This is a genomic window from Mycobacterium parmense, assembly GCF_010730575.1.
Classification (GTDB): domain Bacteria; phylum Actinomycetota; class Actinomycetes; order Mycobacteriales; family Mycobacteriaceae; genus Mycobacterium; species Mycobacterium parmense.
The window spans coordinates 2512032-2528170 of sequence record NZ_AP022614.1 but is presented as its reverse complement, the minus strand read 5'-3'; the positions used below and the strand labels follow the sequence as shown (position 1 = coordinate 2528170).

Annotated in this window: 18 protein-coding genes and 1 pseudogene; 14 read left to right on the top strand and 5 right to left on the bottom strand. The window is 69.8% G+C overall.

Annotation, left to right across the window (positions count from 1 at the left end):
* Positions 1–14: 14 nt before the first annotated feature.
* Positions 15–1187: a lactate 2-monooxygenase gene (locus G6N48_RS11425; RefSeq protein ID WP_085269187.1), complete on the top strand. Its 1173-nt coding sequence runs from the start codon at positions 15–17 to the stop codon at positions 1185–1187.
* Between the two features lie 31 nt (positions 1188–1218).
* Entirely contained in the window at positions 1219–2115 is an 897-nt protein-coding gene (locus G6N48_RS11420) for a tyrosine recombinase XerC (RefSeq protein ID WP_085269188.1), read from the top strand.
* Between the two features lie 125 nt (positions 2116–2240).
* Here G6N48_RS11420 and G6N48_RS11415 read toward each other — a convergent pair whose 3' ends face one another.
* Positions 2241–2732, bottom strand: coding sequence for a M23 family metallopeptidase (locus G6N48_RS11415; RefSeq protein WP_085269189.1), 492 nt, complete (start codon positions 2730–2732; stop codon positions 2241–2243).
* A gap of 275 nt (positions 2733–3007) precedes the next feature.
* Between G6N48_RS11415 and rpsB the strand changes: the two genes are divergently transcribed.
* The 3 genes from rpsB to G6N48_RS11400 are packed head-to-tail and all read left to right on the top strand — an operon-like array spanning position 3008 to position 6157.
* Complete coding sequence (rpsB, locus tag G6N48_RS11410; protein WP_085269190.1) at positions 3008–3856, top strand: 30S ribosomal protein S2; 849 nt, start codon at positions 3008–3010, stop codon at positions 3854–3856.
* Positions 3857–3868: 12 nt separating this feature from the next.
* Positions 3869–4708, top strand: coding sequence for a translation elongation factor Ts (gene tsf / locus G6N48_RS11405; protein WP_085269191.1), 840 nt, complete (start codon positions 3869–3871; stop codon positions 4706–4708).
* A 33-nt stretch (positions 4709–4741) separates the two neighbouring features.
* The gene (locus G6N48_RS11400; protein ID WP_085269192.1) at positions 4742–6157 is read left to right on the top strand and encodes an amidase; all 1416 of its coding nucleotides are present in this window, start codon (positions 4742–4744) and stop codon (positions 6155–6157) included.
* Between the two features lie 73 nt (positions 6158–6230).
* On the opposite strand, the gene G6N48_RS11395 is transcribed toward G6N48_RS11400, so the two are convergent.
* A complete protein-coding gene (locus G6N48_RS11395) occupies positions 6231–6704 on the bottom strand; it encodes a MarR family winged helix-turn-helix transcriptional regulator (RefSeq protein WP_139825767.1) in 474 nt (157 codons plus the stop codon).
* 130 nt (positions 6705–6834) lie between these two features.
* Here G6N48_RS11395 and G6N48_RS11390 point away from each other — a divergent pair, with 130 nt between their 5' ends.
* From G6N48_RS11390 to G6N48_RS11380, 3 genes are all read left to right on the top strand, one after another.
* A complete protein-coding gene (locus tag G6N48_RS11390) occupies positions 6835–7248 on the top strand; it encodes a ChaB family protein (protein ID WP_085269193.1) in 414 nt (137 codons plus the stop codon).
* Positions 7249–7620: 372 nt separating this feature from the next.
* Complete coding sequence (locus G6N48_RS11385; RefSeq protein WP_085269194.1) at positions 7621–8178, top strand: MPT63 family protein; 558 nt, start codon at positions 7621–7623, stop codon at positions 8176–8178.
* 96 nt (positions 8179–8274) lie between these two features.
* The gene (locus tag G6N48_RS11380) at positions 8275–9210 is read left to right on the top strand and encodes a lysophospholipid acyltransferase family protein (RefSeq protein WP_085269195.1); all 936 of its coding nucleotides are present in this window, start codon (positions 8275–8277) and stop codon (positions 9208–9210) included.
* A 9-nt stretch (positions 9211–9219) separates the two neighbouring features.
* Here G6N48_RS11380 and G6N48_RS11375 read toward each other — a convergent pair whose 3' ends face one another.
* Positions 9220–9984 carry a winged helix-turn-helix domain-containing protein gene (locus tag G6N48_RS11375; protein WP_085269196.1) on the bottom strand — a complete coding sequence of 255 codons (765 nt, stop codon included), beginning with the start codon at positions 9982–9984 and terminating at the stop codon, positions 9220–9222.
* Between the two features lie 229 nt (positions 9985–10213).
* Positions 10214–10450 carry a microaggregate-binding protein 1 gene (gene mbp1, locus G6N48_RS11370; protein WP_085269197.1) on the bottom strand — a complete coding sequence of 79 codons (237 nt, stop codon included), beginning with the start codon at positions 10448–10450 and terminating at the stop codon, positions 10214–10216.
* Between the two features lie 273 nt (positions 10451–10723).
* On the opposite strand from mbp1, the gene pyrH reads away from it, so the two are divergent.
* From pyrH to G6N48_RS11340, 6 genes and pseudogenes are all read left to right on the top strand, one after another.
* A complete protein-coding gene (pyrH, locus tag G6N48_RS11365; RefSeq protein ID WP_085269198.1) occupies positions 10724–11509 on the top strand; it encodes a UMP kinase in 786 nt (261 codons plus the stop codon).
* Positions 11510–11595: 86 nt separating this feature from the next.
* Positions 11596–12153: a ribosome recycling factor gene (frr, locus tag G6N48_RS11360; RefSeq protein ID WP_085269199.1), complete on the top strand. Its 558-nt coding sequence runs from the start codon at positions 11596–11598 to the stop codon at positions 12151–12153.
* Between the two features lie 99 nt (positions 12154–12252).
* Positions 12253–13116, top strand: coding sequence for a phosphatidate cytidylyltransferase (locus tag G6N48_RS11355; protein WP_085269200.1), 864 nt, complete (start codon positions 12253–12255; stop codon positions 13114–13116).
* A 22-nt stretch (positions 13117–13138) separates the two neighbouring features.
* Positions 13139–14233 carry a 23S rRNA (adenine(2503)-C(2))-methyltransferase RlmN gene (rlmN, locus tag G6N48_RS11350; RefSeq protein WP_085269201.1) on the top strand — a complete coding sequence of 365 codons (1095 nt, stop codon included), beginning with the start codon at positions 13139–13141 and terminating at the stop codon, positions 14231–14233.
* Between the two features lie 137 nt (positions 14234–14370).
* Positions 14371–14874, top strand: coding sequence for a protein disulfide oxidoreductase (locus G6N48_RS11345; RefSeq protein ID WP_085269202.1), 504 nt, complete (start codon positions 14371–14373; stop codon positions 14872–14874).
* A gap of 4 nt (positions 14875–14878) precedes the next feature.
* A pseudogene (locus G6N48_RS11340) lies at positions 14879–15832 on the top strand (cytochrome c biogenesis CcdA family protein); the annotation flags it as partial.
* Here G6N48_RS11340 and G6N48_RS28210 read toward each other — a convergent pair.
* A complete protein-coding gene (locus tag G6N48_RS28210) occupies positions 15833–16087 on the bottom strand; it encodes a DUF2631 domain-containing protein (protein WP_085269203.1) in 255 nt (84 codons plus the stop codon).
* Positions 16088–16139: the final 52 nt, after the last annotated feature.

The window sequence follows — 16139 nt, the reverse complement described above, 5'->3', positions numbered from 1 at the left end:
GCATCCTCGATGCCATGGCACCCTCACCCCACTTCGGGGACTACCAGAACGAGATCTACCTGCAGGGCCTCGCCGGAGTCGTGCCGGCCCTGCCGATGGCTTTCGCGGAGCTCGAGGCCAAGGCGGCGACCGCCCTGCCGCCGTCGGTGTGGTCCTACGTGGCGGGGGGCGCCGGCGACGAGCGCACGCAGCGGGTCAACTGCACCGCCTTCGAGCGGTGGGGCCTCATCCCGCGGATGTTCGTCGGCGCCGCGAACCGCGACCTGTCCGTCGAGCTGTTCGGGATGACCCTGCCGTCGCCGATCTTTCTGGCGCCCATCGGCGTCATCGGCATCTGCGCCCAGGACGGCCACGGCGACCTGGCCACCGCCCGCGCGGCCGCCCGCATCGGCGTGCCGATGGTCGCCTCCACGCTGACGGTCGACCCGATGGAGGACGTCGCCGCCGCCCTCGGCGAGACGCCCGGGTTCTTCCAGCTGTACTGCCCGAACGACCGCGAGCTGGCCACCAGCCTGGTGCACCGCGCCGAGGCCGCGGGCTTCAAGGGCATCGTCGTCACGCTCGACACCTGGGTGACGGGCTGGCGGCCGCGCGACCTGAGCACCTCCAACTTCCCGCAGCTGCGTGGGCACTGCCTGGCCAACTACACCAGTGACCCCGTCTTCCGCGCCGGGCTGTCACGACCTCCGGAGGAGGACCCGCAGGGCGCGGTGCTGCGCTGGGTCCAGGTGTTCGGCCACGCGCTGAACTGGGACGATCTGACCTGGCTGCGGTCGTTGACCGACCTGCCGCTGCTGGTGAAGGGCATCTGCCACCCCGACGACGCGCGCCGGGCCAGGGACGGCGGCGTCGACGGCATCTACTGCTCCAACCACGGCGGCCGGCAGGCCAACGGCGGCCTGCCGGCGATCGACTGCCTGCCCGGCGTCGTCGAGGCGGCCGACGGGCTGCCCGTCCTGTTCGACTCGGGCGTGCGCAGCGGCGCCGACGTCGTCAAGGCGCTCGCGCTCGGCGCGACCGCGGTGGGGATCGGGCGCCCGTACGCGTACGGGCTGGCGCTCGGTGGCGTCGACGGCATCGTGCACGTGCTGCGGATGATGCTGGCCGAAGCCGACCTGATCATGGCCGTCGACGGCTACCCCACGCGCAAAGATCTCACCCCGGCCACGCTTCGGCGCGTCGACTGACTCGCCGCGTACAGCCTGCCACCGTGGAGGCATGCAGGCCATCCTCGAGGACTTCGACGAGTACCTGGATCTGCAGTGCGGCCGTTCGGCGCACACCCGGCGGGCCTACCTGGGCGATCTGCGCTCGCTGTTCGACTACCTCGCCCGGCGCGGCGCCGACCTCGACCGGCTGAGCCTGCCCCTGCTGCGGTCCTGGCTGGCCACGGCCGCCGGCGCCGGCGCGGCCCGCACCACGCTGGCCCGTCGCACGTCGGCGGTCAAGGCGTTCACCGCCTGGGCCGTGCGGCGCGGGCTGCTCGCCACCGATCCGGCCGTGCGGCTGCAGGTGCCCAAGGCGCACCGCACCCTGCCCGCGGTGCTGCGGCAGGACCAGGCCCTCGACGCCCTGGCGGCGGCGCACTCCGGCGCCCAGCAGGGCGATCCGCTGGCCCTGCGGGACCGGTTGATCGTGGAGATGTTGTACGCCACCGGAATCCGCGTGAGCGAGTTGTGCGGCCTCGACATCGACGACGTCGATGCCCGGTATCGGCTGGTGCGCGTGCTCGGCAAGGGCAACAAGCAGCGCACCGTGCCGTTCGGGATGCCGGCCGCCGACGCGCTGCAGGTCTGGCTGGCCGACGGGCGTCCCGCCCTGGCGACCGCGGAGTCCGGACCGGCGCTGCTGCTGGGCGTTCGCGGACGGCGGCTCGACGTGCGTCAGGCCCGCACCGTGGTGCATCAGACCGTCGCCGCGGTGGACGGGGCGCCCGACATCGGCCCGCACGGGTTGCGCCACAGCGCCGCCACCCACCTGCTCGAAGGCGGCGCCGACCTGCGCGTCGTCCAGGAACTGCTCGGCCATTCCAGCCTGGCGACCACCCAGCTCTACACCCACGTGGCGGTCTCGCGGTTGCGCGCGGTGCACGATCAGGCGCACCCGCGGGCTTGACGGGCTCGTTCGCCGATGCCCGTCGAGCGTGCATCCATGGCGGCCAGTGTGCGACCACGGTGGCGACACGCCGACGACGGCCGCCACGGCTGCACACCCGACGCCCAGGCCGCCCACCCGATGGCTCACGGGTTCAGCGGCTTGAGCCGGATCGGGGTCGAGGCCAGCAACCCCAGCGGGTCGACGTAATGGGCGCCCGACGCCGGGCCCCACATCGCGCCCCAATGCAAGCAGGCCTTCGCGCCGCAGCCGGCGTGGCCCGCCGCGAGCTCGCCGATCACGGTGCCGGCCGTCACCGCCTGGCCGGCCCGGACCGCCGCGCGGACCGGCTCGTAGCTGGTGTGCAAGCCGCCCGGGTGGGCGAGCGACACCACCGGTCGCCCGGCCAGCACCCCGGCGAAAACCACGGTCGCTGCGGCCGACGCGTACACGGGCTGACCGGGCGACCCGGCCAGGTCCACGCCCCGGTGCCCGGCATGCCAGTCGGGCGACGGGGCGCCGAATCCGCGCACCACCGCCGGTGCCGGCCGCAGCGGCCACGCCAGCCGCACGGGGTCGGCCGCGGCGGCCCCGGCGCCGACCAGCCCCGCGCCCAGGATCAGCGCCGCCCACCGCATGACGGCGATTTCACCGCGGCGCGCGGGCCCGCGCCAGCCACCCGAGCCGGATCTGTGGACAAAAGCACCTGCTGAGTCGGTGTAAACTGCTGGTCGCAGCTCGCTTGCGGGCTGACTTCGCGCGCCTGTACCGCGTCTCCCGCTTCTTCGGAGCTCGCACCGCATGCCGGGCGGTCCCGACCAGGATATTTCTGGCCGGGTCCGGCATCGCAGCAGGCGCCAGGGCCCGGCTTCACCCGACGCGGGGCGACAACCGACACACGTAAGGCACAACCATGGCCGTAGTCACCATGAAGCAGCTGCTCGACAGCGGCACCCACTTCGGGCACCAGACCCGTCGCTGGAATCCCAAGATGAAGCGGTTCATCTTCACCGACCGCAACGGCATCTACATCATCGACCTCCAGCAGACGCTGACCTTCATCGACAAGGCGTACGAGTTCGTCAAGGAAACCGTCGCCCACGGCGGCACGGTGTTGTTCGTCGGCACCAAGAAGCAGGCGCAGGAGTCCGTCGCGGCGGAGGCGACCCGCGTCGGCATGCCGTACGTCAACCAGCGCTGGCTGGGCGGCATGCTCACCAACTTCTCCACGGTCCACAAGCGGCTGCAGCGCCTCAAGGAGCTCGAGGCGATGGAGCAGACCGGCGGCTTCGAGGGCCGCACCAAGAAGGAGATCCTCGGCCTGACCCGCGAGAAGAACAAGCTGGAGCGCAGCCTCGGCGGTATCCGCGACATGAACAAGGTGCCCTCGGCCGTCTGGGTCGTCGACACCAACAAGGAGCACATCGCCGTCGGCGAGGCCCGCAAGCTCGGTATCCCGGTCATCGCCATCCTGGACACCAACTGCGACCCCGACGAGGTCGACTACCCGATCCCGGGCAACGACGACGCGATCCGCTCGGCCGCGCTGCTGACGAAGGTCATCGCCTCCGCGGTCGCCGAGGGTCTGCAGGCCCGGGCCGGGGTGGGCCGCGGCGACGGCAAGCCCGAGGCCGGGGATCCGCTGGCCGCCGAGCCGCTCGCCGAATGGGAGCAGGAGCTGCTGGCTTCCGCGACCCCATCGGCGGTCCCGGCAGAACAAGCGGCCACGGTCGCAGCAGAATCAACCACCGACCCCTCATAGGAAGGCTGAGCATTGGCGAATTTCACCGCTGCCGACGTCAAGCGACTTCGGGAACTCACCGGCGCCGGCATGCTCGACTGCAAGAACGCGCTGACCGAAAGCAACGGCGACTTCGACAAGGCGGTCGAGGCGCTCCGGATCAAGGGCGCCAAGGACGTCGGCAAGCGCGCTGAGCGGGCCACGGCCGAGGGCCTGGTCGCGGCCAAGGGCGGCGCGCTCGTCGAGCTGAACAGCGAGACCGACTTCGTCGCCAAGAACGCCGAATTCCAGGCGTTGGCCGACCAGATCGTCGACGCCGCGCTGGACGCCAAGGCCACCGACGTCGAGGCGCTCAAAGCTTCCCCCATCTCCAAAGATTCGGCGACCAAGACCGTCGAGCAGGCCATCGCCGACCTCTCGGCCAAGATCGGCGAGAAGCTCGAGCTGCGCCGCGCGACGTTCTTCGACGGCAACGTCGAGGCCTACCTGCACAAGCGCGCGGCCGACCTGCCGCCCGCGGTGGGTGTGCTGGTCGAGTTCACGGGCTCTGACCCGGACACGAGCAGAGCCGCCGCGCACGCCGTCGCGCTGCAGATCGCCGCGCTCAAGGCCCGCTACCTGTCCCGTGACGACGTCCCCGAGGACGTCGTGGCCAGCGAGCGGCGCATCGCCGAGGAGACCGCCAAGGCGGAGGGCAAGCCGGAGCAGGCGCTGCCCAAGATCGTCGAGGGGCGGCTGAACGGCTTCTTCAAGGACGCGGTGCTGCTCGAGCAGCCGTCGGTGTCCGACAACAAAAAGACGGTCAAGGCCCTGCTCGACGAGGCGGGCGTCACGGTGACCCGGTTCGTTCGCTTCGAGGTGGGCCAGGCTTAACCGGAGCGCCGCGGGCGGGCTACCGTCTTCGCTATGCGACACGTGCACGCGTACAGCGACGACGCTCTCGGTGAGCTGGACGCGGTGGGCCTGGCCGACGCCATCCGGTCCGGGCGGGTCGCCCGGACCGAGGTGGTCGAGGCCGCCATCGCGCGCACCGAGGCCGTCGACCCGGACCTGAACGGCCTGGCGTACGCGGCGTTCCAGCAGGCCCGCACCGATGCGGAAGGAGCCGGGAACGCCGGCTTCTTCGCCGGCGTCCCCACCTTCGTCAAGGACAACGTCGACGTGGCGGGCCAGCCGAGCATGCACGGCACCGACGCGTGGACGCCGTTTCATGCGCCCGCGGACAGCGTGTTCACCCGGCTTTTCCTCGGCACCGGGCTGATATCCCTGGGCAAGACGCAACTCTCGGAGTTCGGGTTCAGCGCGTCCGCGGAGCACCCCCGGCTGGGGCCGGTCCGCAACCCGTGGGACACCGACTACACGGCGGGCGCGTCGTCGTCGGGATCGGGCGCGTTCGTGGCCGCCGGCGTGGTGCCGATCGCGCACGCCAACGACGGTGGCGGCTCGATCCGGATTCCGGCCGCCTGCAACGGTCTGGTCGGGCTCAAGCCCTCCCGGGGGCGGTTGCCGCTGGACGCGACGCTGCGCCGCATGCCGGTGGGCATCGTCGCCAACGGCGTGCTCAGCCGGTCGGTGCGCGACACCGCGGCGTTCTACCGAGAGGCCGAGCGGGCCTGGCGCAACCCGAAATTGGCGCCGGTCGGCGACGTCACCGGCCCGGGCCGGCAACGGCTGCGGATCGCCGTCCTGACCCGATCCGTGCAGCGGGAGTGCAGCCCCCAGATTCGCGAGCTGACCCTGAAGTCGGCGGGCCGGCTCGAGGAACTGGGCCACCGGGTGGAACACGTCGACGAGCCCCCGGTGCCGGCCAGCTTCGTCGAGGACTTCGTGCTGTACTGGGGGTTCCTGGCGTTCGCCCAGGTCCGCGGCGGGCGGCGGATCTTCGGGGACACCTTCGATCGCGCCCGGTTGGACAGCCTCACGCTGGGCCTGGACCGGCACACCACCCGCAACGTGCACCGGTTGCCGCGGGCGATCATGCGCCTGCGCGCGCTGCGGCGGCACACCGCGCGGTTCTTCCGCACCTACGACGCGGTGCTCACCCCCACCCTCGCCGACGAGACGCCCCGCATCGGACACCTGGCTCCCATCGATTACCAGCAGGTGATCACCAGGTTGATCGACTGGGTCGCGTTCACGCCGCTGCACAACGTCACCGGCGAGCCGGCGATCTCGTTGCCCCTGGCGCAATCCGCCGACGGGTTGCCCGTCGGCATGATGCTGTCGGCCGACATGGGGCAGGAGGCGTTGCTGCTGGAGCTCGCCTACGAGCTCGAAGAGGCCGCGCCGTGGGCCCGGATCCAAGCCCGCGAGATGTCCTGACGGCGGCGACCCGCTTCGCCCGGCTTGGGGCGGCGACCCGCTTCGCCCGGCTTGGCCGCGCTCGCGGTCGCCGCTAGGGCTGGGGGCGGCGACCCGCTTCGCCCGGCTTGGCCGCGCTCGCGGTCGCCGCGTCCGACCCCAGCTTGTCGAGCATCCTCTTGAACTCGCGCTGCTGTGCTGCCGTGAGCTTGCCCAAGATTCGGGCGTCGGCTTCGCGCACCGCGCCTTCCGCGCGCTTGAGCAGAGCACGACCCGCGACGGTCAGCGTCGCGGGCAGCGCCCGCCCCGACGACACCGACGTCGGACGTTCCACCGCCCCAACGTCTTCCAGCTTGCGCAGCACCGTGTTCATGGCCTGCGGTGTGACATTGCTGTGCCTGGACAATTCGGCGCTCGACACTCCCGGAGACATCGAAATGAGGCGCAGGCAGACGAATTCGGGAAGGGTCAGTCCGAGCGGACCCAGCACCGCGGCAACCTCCGGGCGCAGAACGGCCCCGACCCTGTAGAGCAGGTAGCCAAGTGGGGCGTCTTCTGCCTGAACCATGTCAATCATCTTGACATACAGGAACTTCTCTGTGGCCACCGGCACGCCGGTGCACGCCACGGGCGATTGCCCGTCACCCAGCGGGGTACTCGACAGCCACCTCACCGCGGGTGGCCAACGAGGAGGTCTGATGCCCAAGACGACCAAGGGCGGCAAGCCGAAGAAGGGCGAGTTGCCCAGCACGCTGCAGCGTTCCAACGAAAAAGCGCAGCGCACGTTCGCCAAAACGCACGATTCGGCCGCCGACGAATACGGCAGCGAGGAGCGCGCGCATCGGGTCGCGTATTCCGCCCTGAAGCACAGTTTCGAAAAGGTCGGCGATCACTGGGAGCCCAAGGAGCACAAGGGGCCGTCCGACGAGCGCGCCCGCAGCGGTGGCCCCAACGCGTCCGGAGAATCGGCGGAGGGTGTCAACGCCAACGCGAGCAAAAAGCACCTCCTCGACGTCGCGCGCCGGCTCGACGTCCGAGGCCGCTCGACGATGAATAAGTCGGAACTGATCGATGCGATCAAGAAGCACAACCGCCGGGTTCGGGGTCGCTGAAAGCGCTTGCAGCCGCGCGACCTGCAGTGGCCGAGAAAAGCATGGTCAACATGCCGAGACGCGGCCCCAAAAGCCCGGCCCGCGACCGATGATCAACCGGCTTTGGCGGCTACGAATTGGCGGCGCTGACGACGCCGCCGGCCGGCCGGCGATTGCTGTGACCGCTGGGGCAATAAGGCCCTTTTGATAAAGAAGTTAAAGGTGTGGCCCCCGTAAACCGCTGCCGCATAAACGAATGCAAAATGGCCGCCGAGCACGTAATTGCCGACATTTGCGGGAGTGTGAATGTTTAATGCCGGCGTCGACGGGATATCAGCGGAATACGCGGTACCGCCCTTCAGGGGGGCGATTATGTGTCACGAAAGGAAACAGATGATGTTCATCAGGACCGCTGTGAAGACAGCAATTGCCGCCGGGGGAATTGGAGCGGCAGCCATTCTCGGCGTGGCGACGGCTAACGCCGCGCCGCCGAACATCCAGGGCTTCGGGACCAGCGAGCAACTCGTGGACGGGCCTTTGGTCACCAACTACACCGTCAGCAACCTGCAACCGAGCAGCGTCGCCATTCCCGGCTACACGCCCAAGGGCACCCTGTACCAGGCCGACGTCACCGCGAAGTCGGACGGTGGGGTGGTGACGCCCATGGTCAACGACTTCATCGCCCGTGGCCCCAACGGCCAGAACTACCGGGTGATCGACAACGCGCAGGCCCCGGGCGGCCTCAACCCGGCGCCCATCCCGCAGGGCAGCGAGTCCACCGGGAAGCTCTACTTCGACGTGACCGGCGCGCCCCCGAACGGGGTCGTGTACAACGACGGAAACCAGGACATCCTGATGTGGACGTCGAACGTGCCGGGCAACCCCGCGCCCGGCGCGCCGAGCGCAAGCCCGGCTCCGGGCACCCCGCCCAGCCCGGCGGCGCACGCCTGATCCGTTTCCCACCGAGCTCCCCGGGCCACTCGACATGGCCCGGGGAGTTCGCATTGAGAAGGAATTTTGCGCGCCCGAATCGGGTACACCGCACAAATGAGTAATCCCGATCACAGGCCGGCAGATGTCCGGGCGCAGGCGCAACAACATGCTCGAGCGGCCCGGGCCAAGATGGAAAAGCGGCGCAGCGAACTCGAGGGCGGCTTGGGCGGTTGGGTCGCCGAACGGGCAGGGGAGTGGGATCTGCGCGGACAGGACGAGACCACCCTGCAGCGCCAGAAATATCTGTGGAATTTCCTCGTCGACTACTGGTTCCGGATGGAAATCGACGGGTGGGAAAACATTCCCGCCGCGCCGGTGCTTCTCGTGGGAATCCATTCCGGAGCCCCCTTCGTCTGGGACGCCTGGACCGTCGGCCTGCAGTGGTGGCGCCGCTTCGGCCAGGACCGGCCCCTGCACGGAACGGCCCACGACGCGCTGATGGCAATTCCGGTGTTCGGCCACTACTTCCGCTCCATGGGGGTTCTGCCCGCGGCGCCGGACGCGATCGCCACGGCGCTCGCCGAGGGGCGCGACGTGGCGCTGTGGCCCGGCGGCGAGGTGGACTCGTTGCGTCCGTGGACCGAACGCGACCATGCCGACCTCGCCGGCCGAAGCGGCTTCGTGAAGATGGCGATCCGGGCCGGAGTCCCGATTGTGCCGATCGCGACGGTCGGTGGGGCCGACGCCATGCCGGTGCTGATGCGCGGTGACCGGTTGTCGAGGATGCTGCGCCTCGACCGCCTGCTGCGGCTCAAGGTCTTTCCGCTGGCGATCTCGCTGCCCTGGGGCATCGCGCCGGCGGCGCTGCCGCAGCTGCCGCTGCCCGCGAAGATCAGGACACGTTTCATGCCGGCTGTCGAACTCGACCACGATCCCGAGCGCGCCGACGACGACCGCTACGTCGACAGCAAATATCACGAGGTGCAGGACGCCATCCAGGAAGGAATGGACGCACTGGCCCGCAAGCGCGCGTTCCCGCTGTTCGGCTGACCTATCAACTCAATGCGGCTCGAGCGTCACGGATTCCGACGCGAGCGTCGGAACCGACGTCCACAACGGCGTCGGCGCCGACTCCTCGAGGACCCATTCCGGCTGGGGCGGCGTCGAAACCATGTAGCCCACACCCCGGACGGTCTCGACTATGGCGCCGTGTTCGGCGCCGAGCTTGGCGCGCAGGCGCCGGACGTGGACGTCGACCGTGCGGACCCGGCCGGTGCAGTCGTATCCCCACGCCTCGTGCATCAGCCGGGTGCGGCTGAACGCCCGGCCGGCATTCTGCACGAGGAAACTCAACAGCTTGAATTCGGTGAGGGTGAGGTGCAATTCGTGGCCGCCGAGCGTTGCGGTGAAGCTGGCCGGGTGAAGCATCAGGTCGCCGAACTTCAGCACGCCGTTGACGACACTGCGGCGCCGGCTGATCGCCAGCCTCAGCCGTGCCTGCAGTTCGTCTCGTCCCGCGGCGGGCAACATCACGTCGTCGAAATTCCAGTCGACGTCCACGGCGGAGAAATCGGCCGGCGCGACCACGGCGACGACGGCGAGGGCCGGAGACCCGGCGGTCAGGCGGCGGCAAACCGCGCGTGCCGCAACGAGATTCGTGCGGGCATCGATGATCGCGACGTCGACGGCATGCGGGGCGCCGCCGCTGGTGTCGTCGGGGCCGGAAAGCGCGGCGCGCCGCACCGTCTGCGCAACCGAGTCGAGCGCGGGCAGCGCGGATCCGAAATCGTCCTCGTCGGTGAGGAGTAGCACGTCCAACGACATCTCCAACCCTGGTCAGGTTTCGCTATCGCCCCCCCGGCCCGTAGGCACCCCACGGGGAGATGTCTGCCAGCGAAGCGGCGAATACCCGAATCAGAGGAAACTATGCAAATTCGGTGCCATGCACAACCGTCGACGGGCCCGACCCGGGCCGCGAGTACGGGCCTAGGCCCGGAAAAAGTCGACGGGTCCGGTCTGTTGTGCACAGACCGGACCCATCTTTACCACCAAGCTATTGGTTGGACTTCTGGCGCTCCTCGGCAGCTTCGGCGCCGGCGCGGGCCGCCTCGGCCTCGGCCTCCTTCTTGGCAGCGTCGCGCTGGGCCTCCGCCTTGTCCTGCTGCGCCTGGCCCTCGCGGGTCAGGTCGTCGCGGCCGGCGACTGCGCCGACGGCTTCCTTCACTTTGCCCTTGGCGTCCTCGACGACGCCCTTGACGGCTTCGGCAGGTCCAGAGTTGTTGTCCGCCATGGATATCCTCCTAGTTGGCGTTCAGCACATAGGTGCTCAATCCCGATCCAACAGCGATCGGGCCGGTCACGCGGCGACACGCAGGCCCTTCTTCTCAAGGCCTCGGGATGTCCCGCCGCGAAGCAGCGGATTCCCCCCGACGCCGTCCCCTCAAACATGCGATGTGCAGATAAAGCACCCCGCCGACCCCACCGTGTGCTGCGATGAGGCAGGATGTGAAGGGCCGTTCCGGAGGGGTTCACCCCGGGATGGCGCTCTCATGCGAGGAGTCTGATGACGGAGTCCGATATCGCCGGCCCGGCAACTCCGAACCCGGAGCCGGTGGACGCCAGCAACGGCCGGCCGACGAACCTTTACCAATACTCGAGGGTGCTGCTGAAGCTCGGCGGCGAGATGTTCGGCGGCGGTCAGGTGGGGCTGGACCCCGACGTCGTCGCGCAAGTCGCCCGCCAGATCGCGGAGGTGGTTCGCGGTGGCGTCCAAGTCGCCGTCGTGATCGGCGGCGGCAACTTCTTCCGGGGCGCCCAACTTCAGCAGCGCGGGATGGAGCGCACCCGCTCGGATTACATGGGCATGCTCGGCACCGTGATGAACAGCCTGGCACTGCAGGACTTCCTGGAGAAGGAGGGGATCGTCACCCGGGTCCAGACTGCCATCACGATGGGCCAGGTTGCCGAGCCCTATCTACCGCTGCGCGCGGTCCGGCACCTGGAGAAGGGCCGGGTCGTCATCTTCGGGGCCGGCATGGGCCTGCCGTACTTCTCCACCGACACCACGGCCGCCCAGCGGGCGCTGGAGATCGGCGCGGAGGTGGTCCTGATGGCTAAGGCGGTCGACGGGGTGTTCTCCGCCGACCCGCGGATCAACCCCGAGGCGGAGCTGATCACCGCCATCACCCATCGGGAGGTCATCGACCGTGGCCTGCGCGTGGCCGATGCCACCGCGTTCAGCCTGTGCATGGACAATGGCATGCCGATCCTGGTTTTCAACCTGCTGACCAATGGCAATATCGCCCGTGCGGTCGCCGGTGAGAAGATCGGGACTCTGGTCACCACCTGAGGGGAAGACAATGATCCGCGCTTGCGACGATGCAGTGGGGGCACCACCCGCCGGCCGGGAACGCGGCGATGACAAGGAGCGGCGCAATGATTGACGAGGCGCTCTTCGATGCAGAAGAGAAGATGGAGAAGGCCGTGGGCGTCGCCCGTGACGACCTGTCGACGATTCGCACCGGTCGCGCCAATCCCGGCATGTTCTCCCGCATCGCGATCGATTACTACGGCGCCACCACCCCGATCACGCAGCTGGCGAGCATCAACGTCCCCGAGGCGCGGCTTGTGGTGATCAAGCCTTACGAGGCCAGCCAGCTCGGCGCCATCGAGACGGCGATCCGCAACTCCGATCTCGGCGTGAATCCCTCCAACGACGGCACCATCATCCGCGTGGCGGTGCAGCAGCTCACCGAGGAGCGCCGCCGGGAACTCGTCAAGCAGGCCAAGGGCAAGGGAGAGGACGCCAAGGTCTCGGTGCGCAACATCCGCCGCAAGGCCATGGAGGAGCTGCATCGCATCCGGAAGGACGGCGAGGCCGGCGAGGACGAGGTCGGGCGCGCCGAGAAGGACCTGGACAAGTCGACGCACGCCTACATCACCCAGATCGACGAGCTGGTCAAGCACAAAGAAGGCGAGCTGCTGGAGGTCTAGCGGCCGCTCAGCACCTGAAGTCCGTTCACTTCCGTGGCAGCTACCGAGACCGGCGCAGGCGACCCGCCCGAGAGGCCCGCGCGCCAGACCGAGAAAACGATGCAGCAGCCGGCGAAGAGGACCTCCCGGGCGGGGCGCGACCTGCCCGCGGCCATCGTCGTGGGCGCGAGCATCGGCGGGGTCCTCATCGCGACGCTGATCTTCGCGCCGCGCTACTGGGTGGTCCTCGTCGCGGCGGCCATCTTCGTCGCCAGCCATGAGGTGGTGCGCCGGCTACGCGAAGCCGGCTATCTCATCCCTGTCGTCCCGTTGCTGGCCGGCGGCCAGCTCACCGTGTGGCTGACGTGGCCGTTCCACGCCGCGGGTGCGCTGGCCGGTTTCGGGGCCACCGTCATGATCTGCATGATCTGGCGGCTGTTCATGCAGGACAACAGCAAGCGGCCCGAGCCGTTCGACGGTTCGCCGTCGGCGAACTACCTGAGGGACGCTTCGGCGACGGTGTTCCTGGCCGCCTGGGTCCCGCTGTTCGCGTCGTTCGCCGCGCTGCTGGTGTATCCGCACGACGGCGCGGGACGGGTGTTCTGCCTGATGATCACCGTGGTCGCCTCCGACGTGGGCGGCTACGCCGTGGGCGTGCTGCTGGGCAAGCATCCGATGGTCCCGGCGATCAGCCCGAAGAAGTCCTGGGAGGGCTTCGCCGGCTCGCTGGTGTTCGGGATCACCGCCGCGGTGCTCACCGCGACTTTCCTGGCGGGCAAATCGCCGTGGGTGGGTGTGCTGCTCGGCGTGGTGCTGGTGCTCACCTGCACGCTGGGCGATCTGGTGGAGTCCCAGGTCAAGCGTGACCTCGGCATCAAGGACATGGGCAGGCTGCTGCCCGGCCACGGCGGGCTGATGGACCGGCTGGACGGCGTGCTGCCGTCGGCGGTCGCCGCCTGGACGGTGCTGACCCTGCTGCCCTGACCGGCCCCATACTGGACTGGTCATGACCCGACAGTTGATCTTCGATGAGCCGCGCCCCGGCCGGCCGCCGCGCCACCTGGCCGACCTCGACGAGGCCGGGCGAGCGTCCGTCGTCGCCGAGCTGGGCCTGCCCCCGTTTCGCGCCAAGCAACTCGCGCACCAGTATTACGGGCGGCTGATCGCCGATCCGCGCGAGATGACCGATCTGCCGGCGGCGGTGCGCGAACTGATCGCGGAGGCGGTCTTCCCGCGGCTGCTGACGGCGGCTTCCGACGTCGCCTGCGACGGCGGCCAGACGCGCAAGACGCTGTGGCGGGCCCTCGACGGCGTCACCGTCGAGTCGGTGCTGATGCGCTACCCGCAGCGCAACACCGTGTGCATCTCGTCGCAGGCCGGCTGCGGCATGGCCTGCCCGTTCTGCGCGACCGGTCAGGGCGGGCTGAGCCGCAACCTGTCGACCGCCGAGATCCTCGAGCAGGTGCGCGCCGGCGCCGCCGCCCTGCGCGACGACTTCGGGGACCGGCTGTCCAACGTCGTCTTCATGGGCATGGGGGAGCCGCTGGCCAACTACGCCCGGGTGGTGGCCGCGGTGCGGCGCATCACCGCCCAGCCGCCACAGGGTTTCGGCATCTCGGCCCGCTCGGTGACGGTGTCGACCGTCGGCCTGGCCCCGGCGATGCGCAAACTCGCCGACGAACGCCTGGGCGTGACGCTCGCGCTGTCGTTGCACGCGCCCGACGACGAACTGCGCGACACCCTGGTTCCGGTGAACAACCGCTGGAAGGTCGCCGAGGCGCTGGACGCCGCCCGCTACTACGCCGACGCGACCGGGCGCCGGGTGTCCGTCGAGTACGCGCTGATCCGGGACGTCAACGACCAGCCGTGGCGGGCCGATCTGCTCGGCAAGCGGCTGCACCGCGCGCTCGGGCCGCTGGTGCACGTCAACCTGATCCCGCTCAACCCGACCCCGGGCAGCCAGTGGGACGCCAGCCCCAAGCCGGTGGAACGCGAGTTCGTGCGGCGGGTCCGGTCGCAGGGGGTGTCGTGCACGGTGCGGGACACCCGCGGGCGAGAGATCAGTGCCGCCTGCGGACAGCTGGCCGCCGAAGGCGGGTAGCTGGAGCGCAGGCGAATCGGCAGGTGCCTGCGGACAGCTGGCCGCCGAAGGCGGGTAGCTGGAGCGCGGGCGATGAACCAGGGGGGCGGCGCCACCGTCCTTCAGGGCAGGACACCAGCAAACGAGGGGATGTCGTGATGGTGCGCTTGTTCTCGCCGATCAGGTTGATTGCGGCGGCCGTGCTCGCCGCCGCCGTGATCCTCGGCCTGTCCGAGGCCCCGCGCTCGGAGGCCGCCGACGACCGCCTGCAATTCAGCGCGACGACGCTCGGCGGCGCGCCGTTCAACGGGGCCGGCCTGCAGGGCAAACCGGCGGTGCTGTGGTTCTGGACGCCATGGTGCCCGTTCTGCAACGCCGAGGCACCCGGCGTCAGCCAAGTCGCAGCCGCCAATCCCGGCGTCACGTTCGTCGGCGTCGCGGCGCATTCGGACGTCGCGGACATGCAGAACTTCGTCGCCAAGTACAACCTGAACTTCACCAACCTCAACGACGCCGACGGCTCGATCTGGGCCCGCTACAACGTCCCCTGGCAACCGGCGTACGTGTTCTACCGGGCCGACGGGAGCTCCACGTTCGTCAACAACCCCACGGCGGCCATGCCCCAGACCGAGCTGGCCGGCCGGGTGGCCGCGCTGCGCTGAACCCATGGATCGCGCTCTGATCGGCCTGGCCTTCGCGGCCGGGTTGGTCGCGGCCCTGAACCCGTGCGGGTTTGCCATGCTGCCCGCCTACCTGCTCCTCGTGGTGCGCGGGCAGCAGCCCGCCGAGCGTGCACTCACTGCGGAAAAATCGCCGAAATCTCGCCGCCAGTGCACGCTCGGCGCACGGTCCGCGACGAGCCCCATCGGCACGCTCGGCGCACGGTCCGCGACGAGCCCCATCGGCAAGCTCGGCCGCGCGCTCGCGGCGACCGCCGGGATGGCCCTCGGCTTTCTGACGGTGTTCGGGGTGTTCGGCGCGCTGACCATTTCGGTGGCCTCGACCGTGGAGCGCTACCTGCCGTACGCGACGGTGGCGATCGGCGTTGTGATTGTCGCGCTTGGGATTTGGCTGCTGGCCGGCCGGGAGTTGACGGCGCTGACACCCCGCGCGCTCGGGCCGCGGTGGGCGCCGGGCGTGCGGCTGGGGTCCATGTATTCGTATGGCGTCAGCTACGCCATCGCCTCGCTGTCGTGCACCATCGGGCCGTTCCTGGCGGTCACCGCCGCGGGCCTCAAAGGATCGGTCGTCACGGGCGTCGCGATCTACCTCGCGTACGTAGCGGGCCTGACCCTGGTCGTGGGGGCCCTGGCCGTCGCGGCGGGGACGGCCGGCTGCGCGCTGGCCGATCGCCTGCGGCGCGTCCTGCCGTTCGTCAACCGGACGGGCGGCGTGCTGCTGGTCCTGGTCGGCCTTTACGTGGGCTACTACGGCGCCTACGAGTTGCGGCTGTTCACCGCGAACGCGGATCCCCGCGACGCGGTGATCATGTCGGCCGGTCGCCTGCAGGGCGCGCTGGCCGGCTGGGTACACCGATACGGCGCGCTGCCGTGGGCGGCGGGCCTGTTCGTCCTGGCGGCCGGTGCTTTCGCCGCCGGTTGGCGAGGGCGGGGGCGGCGGCTACCGGAGCCAGCCGCGCCGACGGCCCCACAGGTCGCGGACGAGGAAGAACAGCGTCACCGCGGCGAAACCGATCAACCAGAGGTCCTCGATGTGCCCGACGTGGTTACCGCGCAGCATCGCGAGCAGGAAAATGACGATGAACACGCCGAGGCCGTGCCAGGTGCGGTGATTGATCCTGCTCCAACCCCACGCTGCTGACGGCACCTCGACGTTGTCGACGCCGGTGAAGTGTTCCACCTCGGTACTGGCCACGGGGAGTCCCTTTCGTATCGGACGGGGCTTCCCGATTCTGGCACACCGGCCG

Excerpts from the sequence above, each read along its gene's own strand:
- G6N48_RS11415 (WP_085269189.1), bottom strand. The coding sequence starts at position 2,732 with ATGCGGTGGGCGGCGCTGATCCTGGGCGCGGGGCTGGTCGGCGCCGGG.
- G6N48_RS11425 (WP_085269187.1), top strand. The coding sequence starts at position 15 with ATGGCACCCTCACCCCACTTCGGGGACTACCAGAACGAGATCTACCTG.
- G6N48_RS11345 (WP_085269202.1), top strand. The coding sequence starts at position 14,371 with ATGGTGCGCTTGTTCTCGCCGATCAGGTTGATTGCGGCGGCCGTGCTC.
- G6N48_RS11380 (WP_085269195.1), top strand. The coding sequence starts at position 8,275 with ATGAGTAATCCCGATCACAGGCCGGCAGATGTCCGGGCGCAGGCGCAA.
- G6N48_RS11395 (WP_139825767.1), bottom strand. The coding sequence starts at position 6,704 with ATGGTTCAGGCAGAAGACGCCCCACTTGGCTACCTGCTCTACAGGGTC.
- frr (WP_085269199.1), top strand. The coding sequence starts at position 11,596 with ATGATTGACGAGGCGCTCTTCGATGCAGAAGAGAAGATGGAGAAGGCC.
- mbp1 (WP_085269197.1), bottom strand. The coding sequence starts at position 10,450 with ATGGCGGACAACAACTCTGGACCTGCCGAAGCCGTCAAGGGCGTCGTC.
- G6N48_RS11375 (WP_085269196.1), bottom strand. The coding sequence starts at position 9,984 with ATGTCGTTGGACGTGCTACTCCTCACCGACGAGGACGATTTCGGATCC.
- G6N48_RS11355 (WP_085269200.1), top strand. The coding sequence starts at position 12,253 with ATGCAGCAGCCGGCGAAGAGGACCTCCCGGGCGGGGCGCGACCTGCCC.
- rlmN (WP_085269201.1), top strand. The coding sequence starts at position 13,139 with ATGACCCGACAGTTGATCTTCGATGAGCCGCGCCCCGGCCGGCCGCCG.
- G6N48_RS11385 (WP_085269194.1), top strand. The coding sequence starts at position 7,621 with ATGATGTTCATCAGGACCGCTGTGAAGACAGCAATTGCCGCCGGGGGA.
- G6N48_RS11400 (WP_085269192.1), top strand. The coding sequence starts at position 4,742 with ATGCGACACGTGCACGCGTACAGCGACGACGCTCTCGGTGAGCTGGAC.
- G6N48_RS11390 (WP_085269193.1), top strand. The coding sequence starts at position 6,835 with ATGCCCAAGACGACCAAGGGCGGCAAGCCGAAGAAGGGCGAGTTGCCC.
- rpsB (WP_085269190.1), top strand. The coding sequence starts at position 3,008 with ATGGCCGTAGTCACCATGAAGCAGCTGCTCGACAGCGGCACCCACTTC.
- pyrH (WP_085269198.1), top strand. The coding sequence starts at position 10,724 with ATGACGGAGTCCGATATCGCCGGCCCGGCAACTCCGAACCCGGAGCCG.
- G6N48_RS11420 (WP_085269188.1), top strand. The coding sequence starts at position 1,219 with ATGCAGGCCATCCTCGAGGACTTCGACGAGTACCTGGATCTGCAGTGC.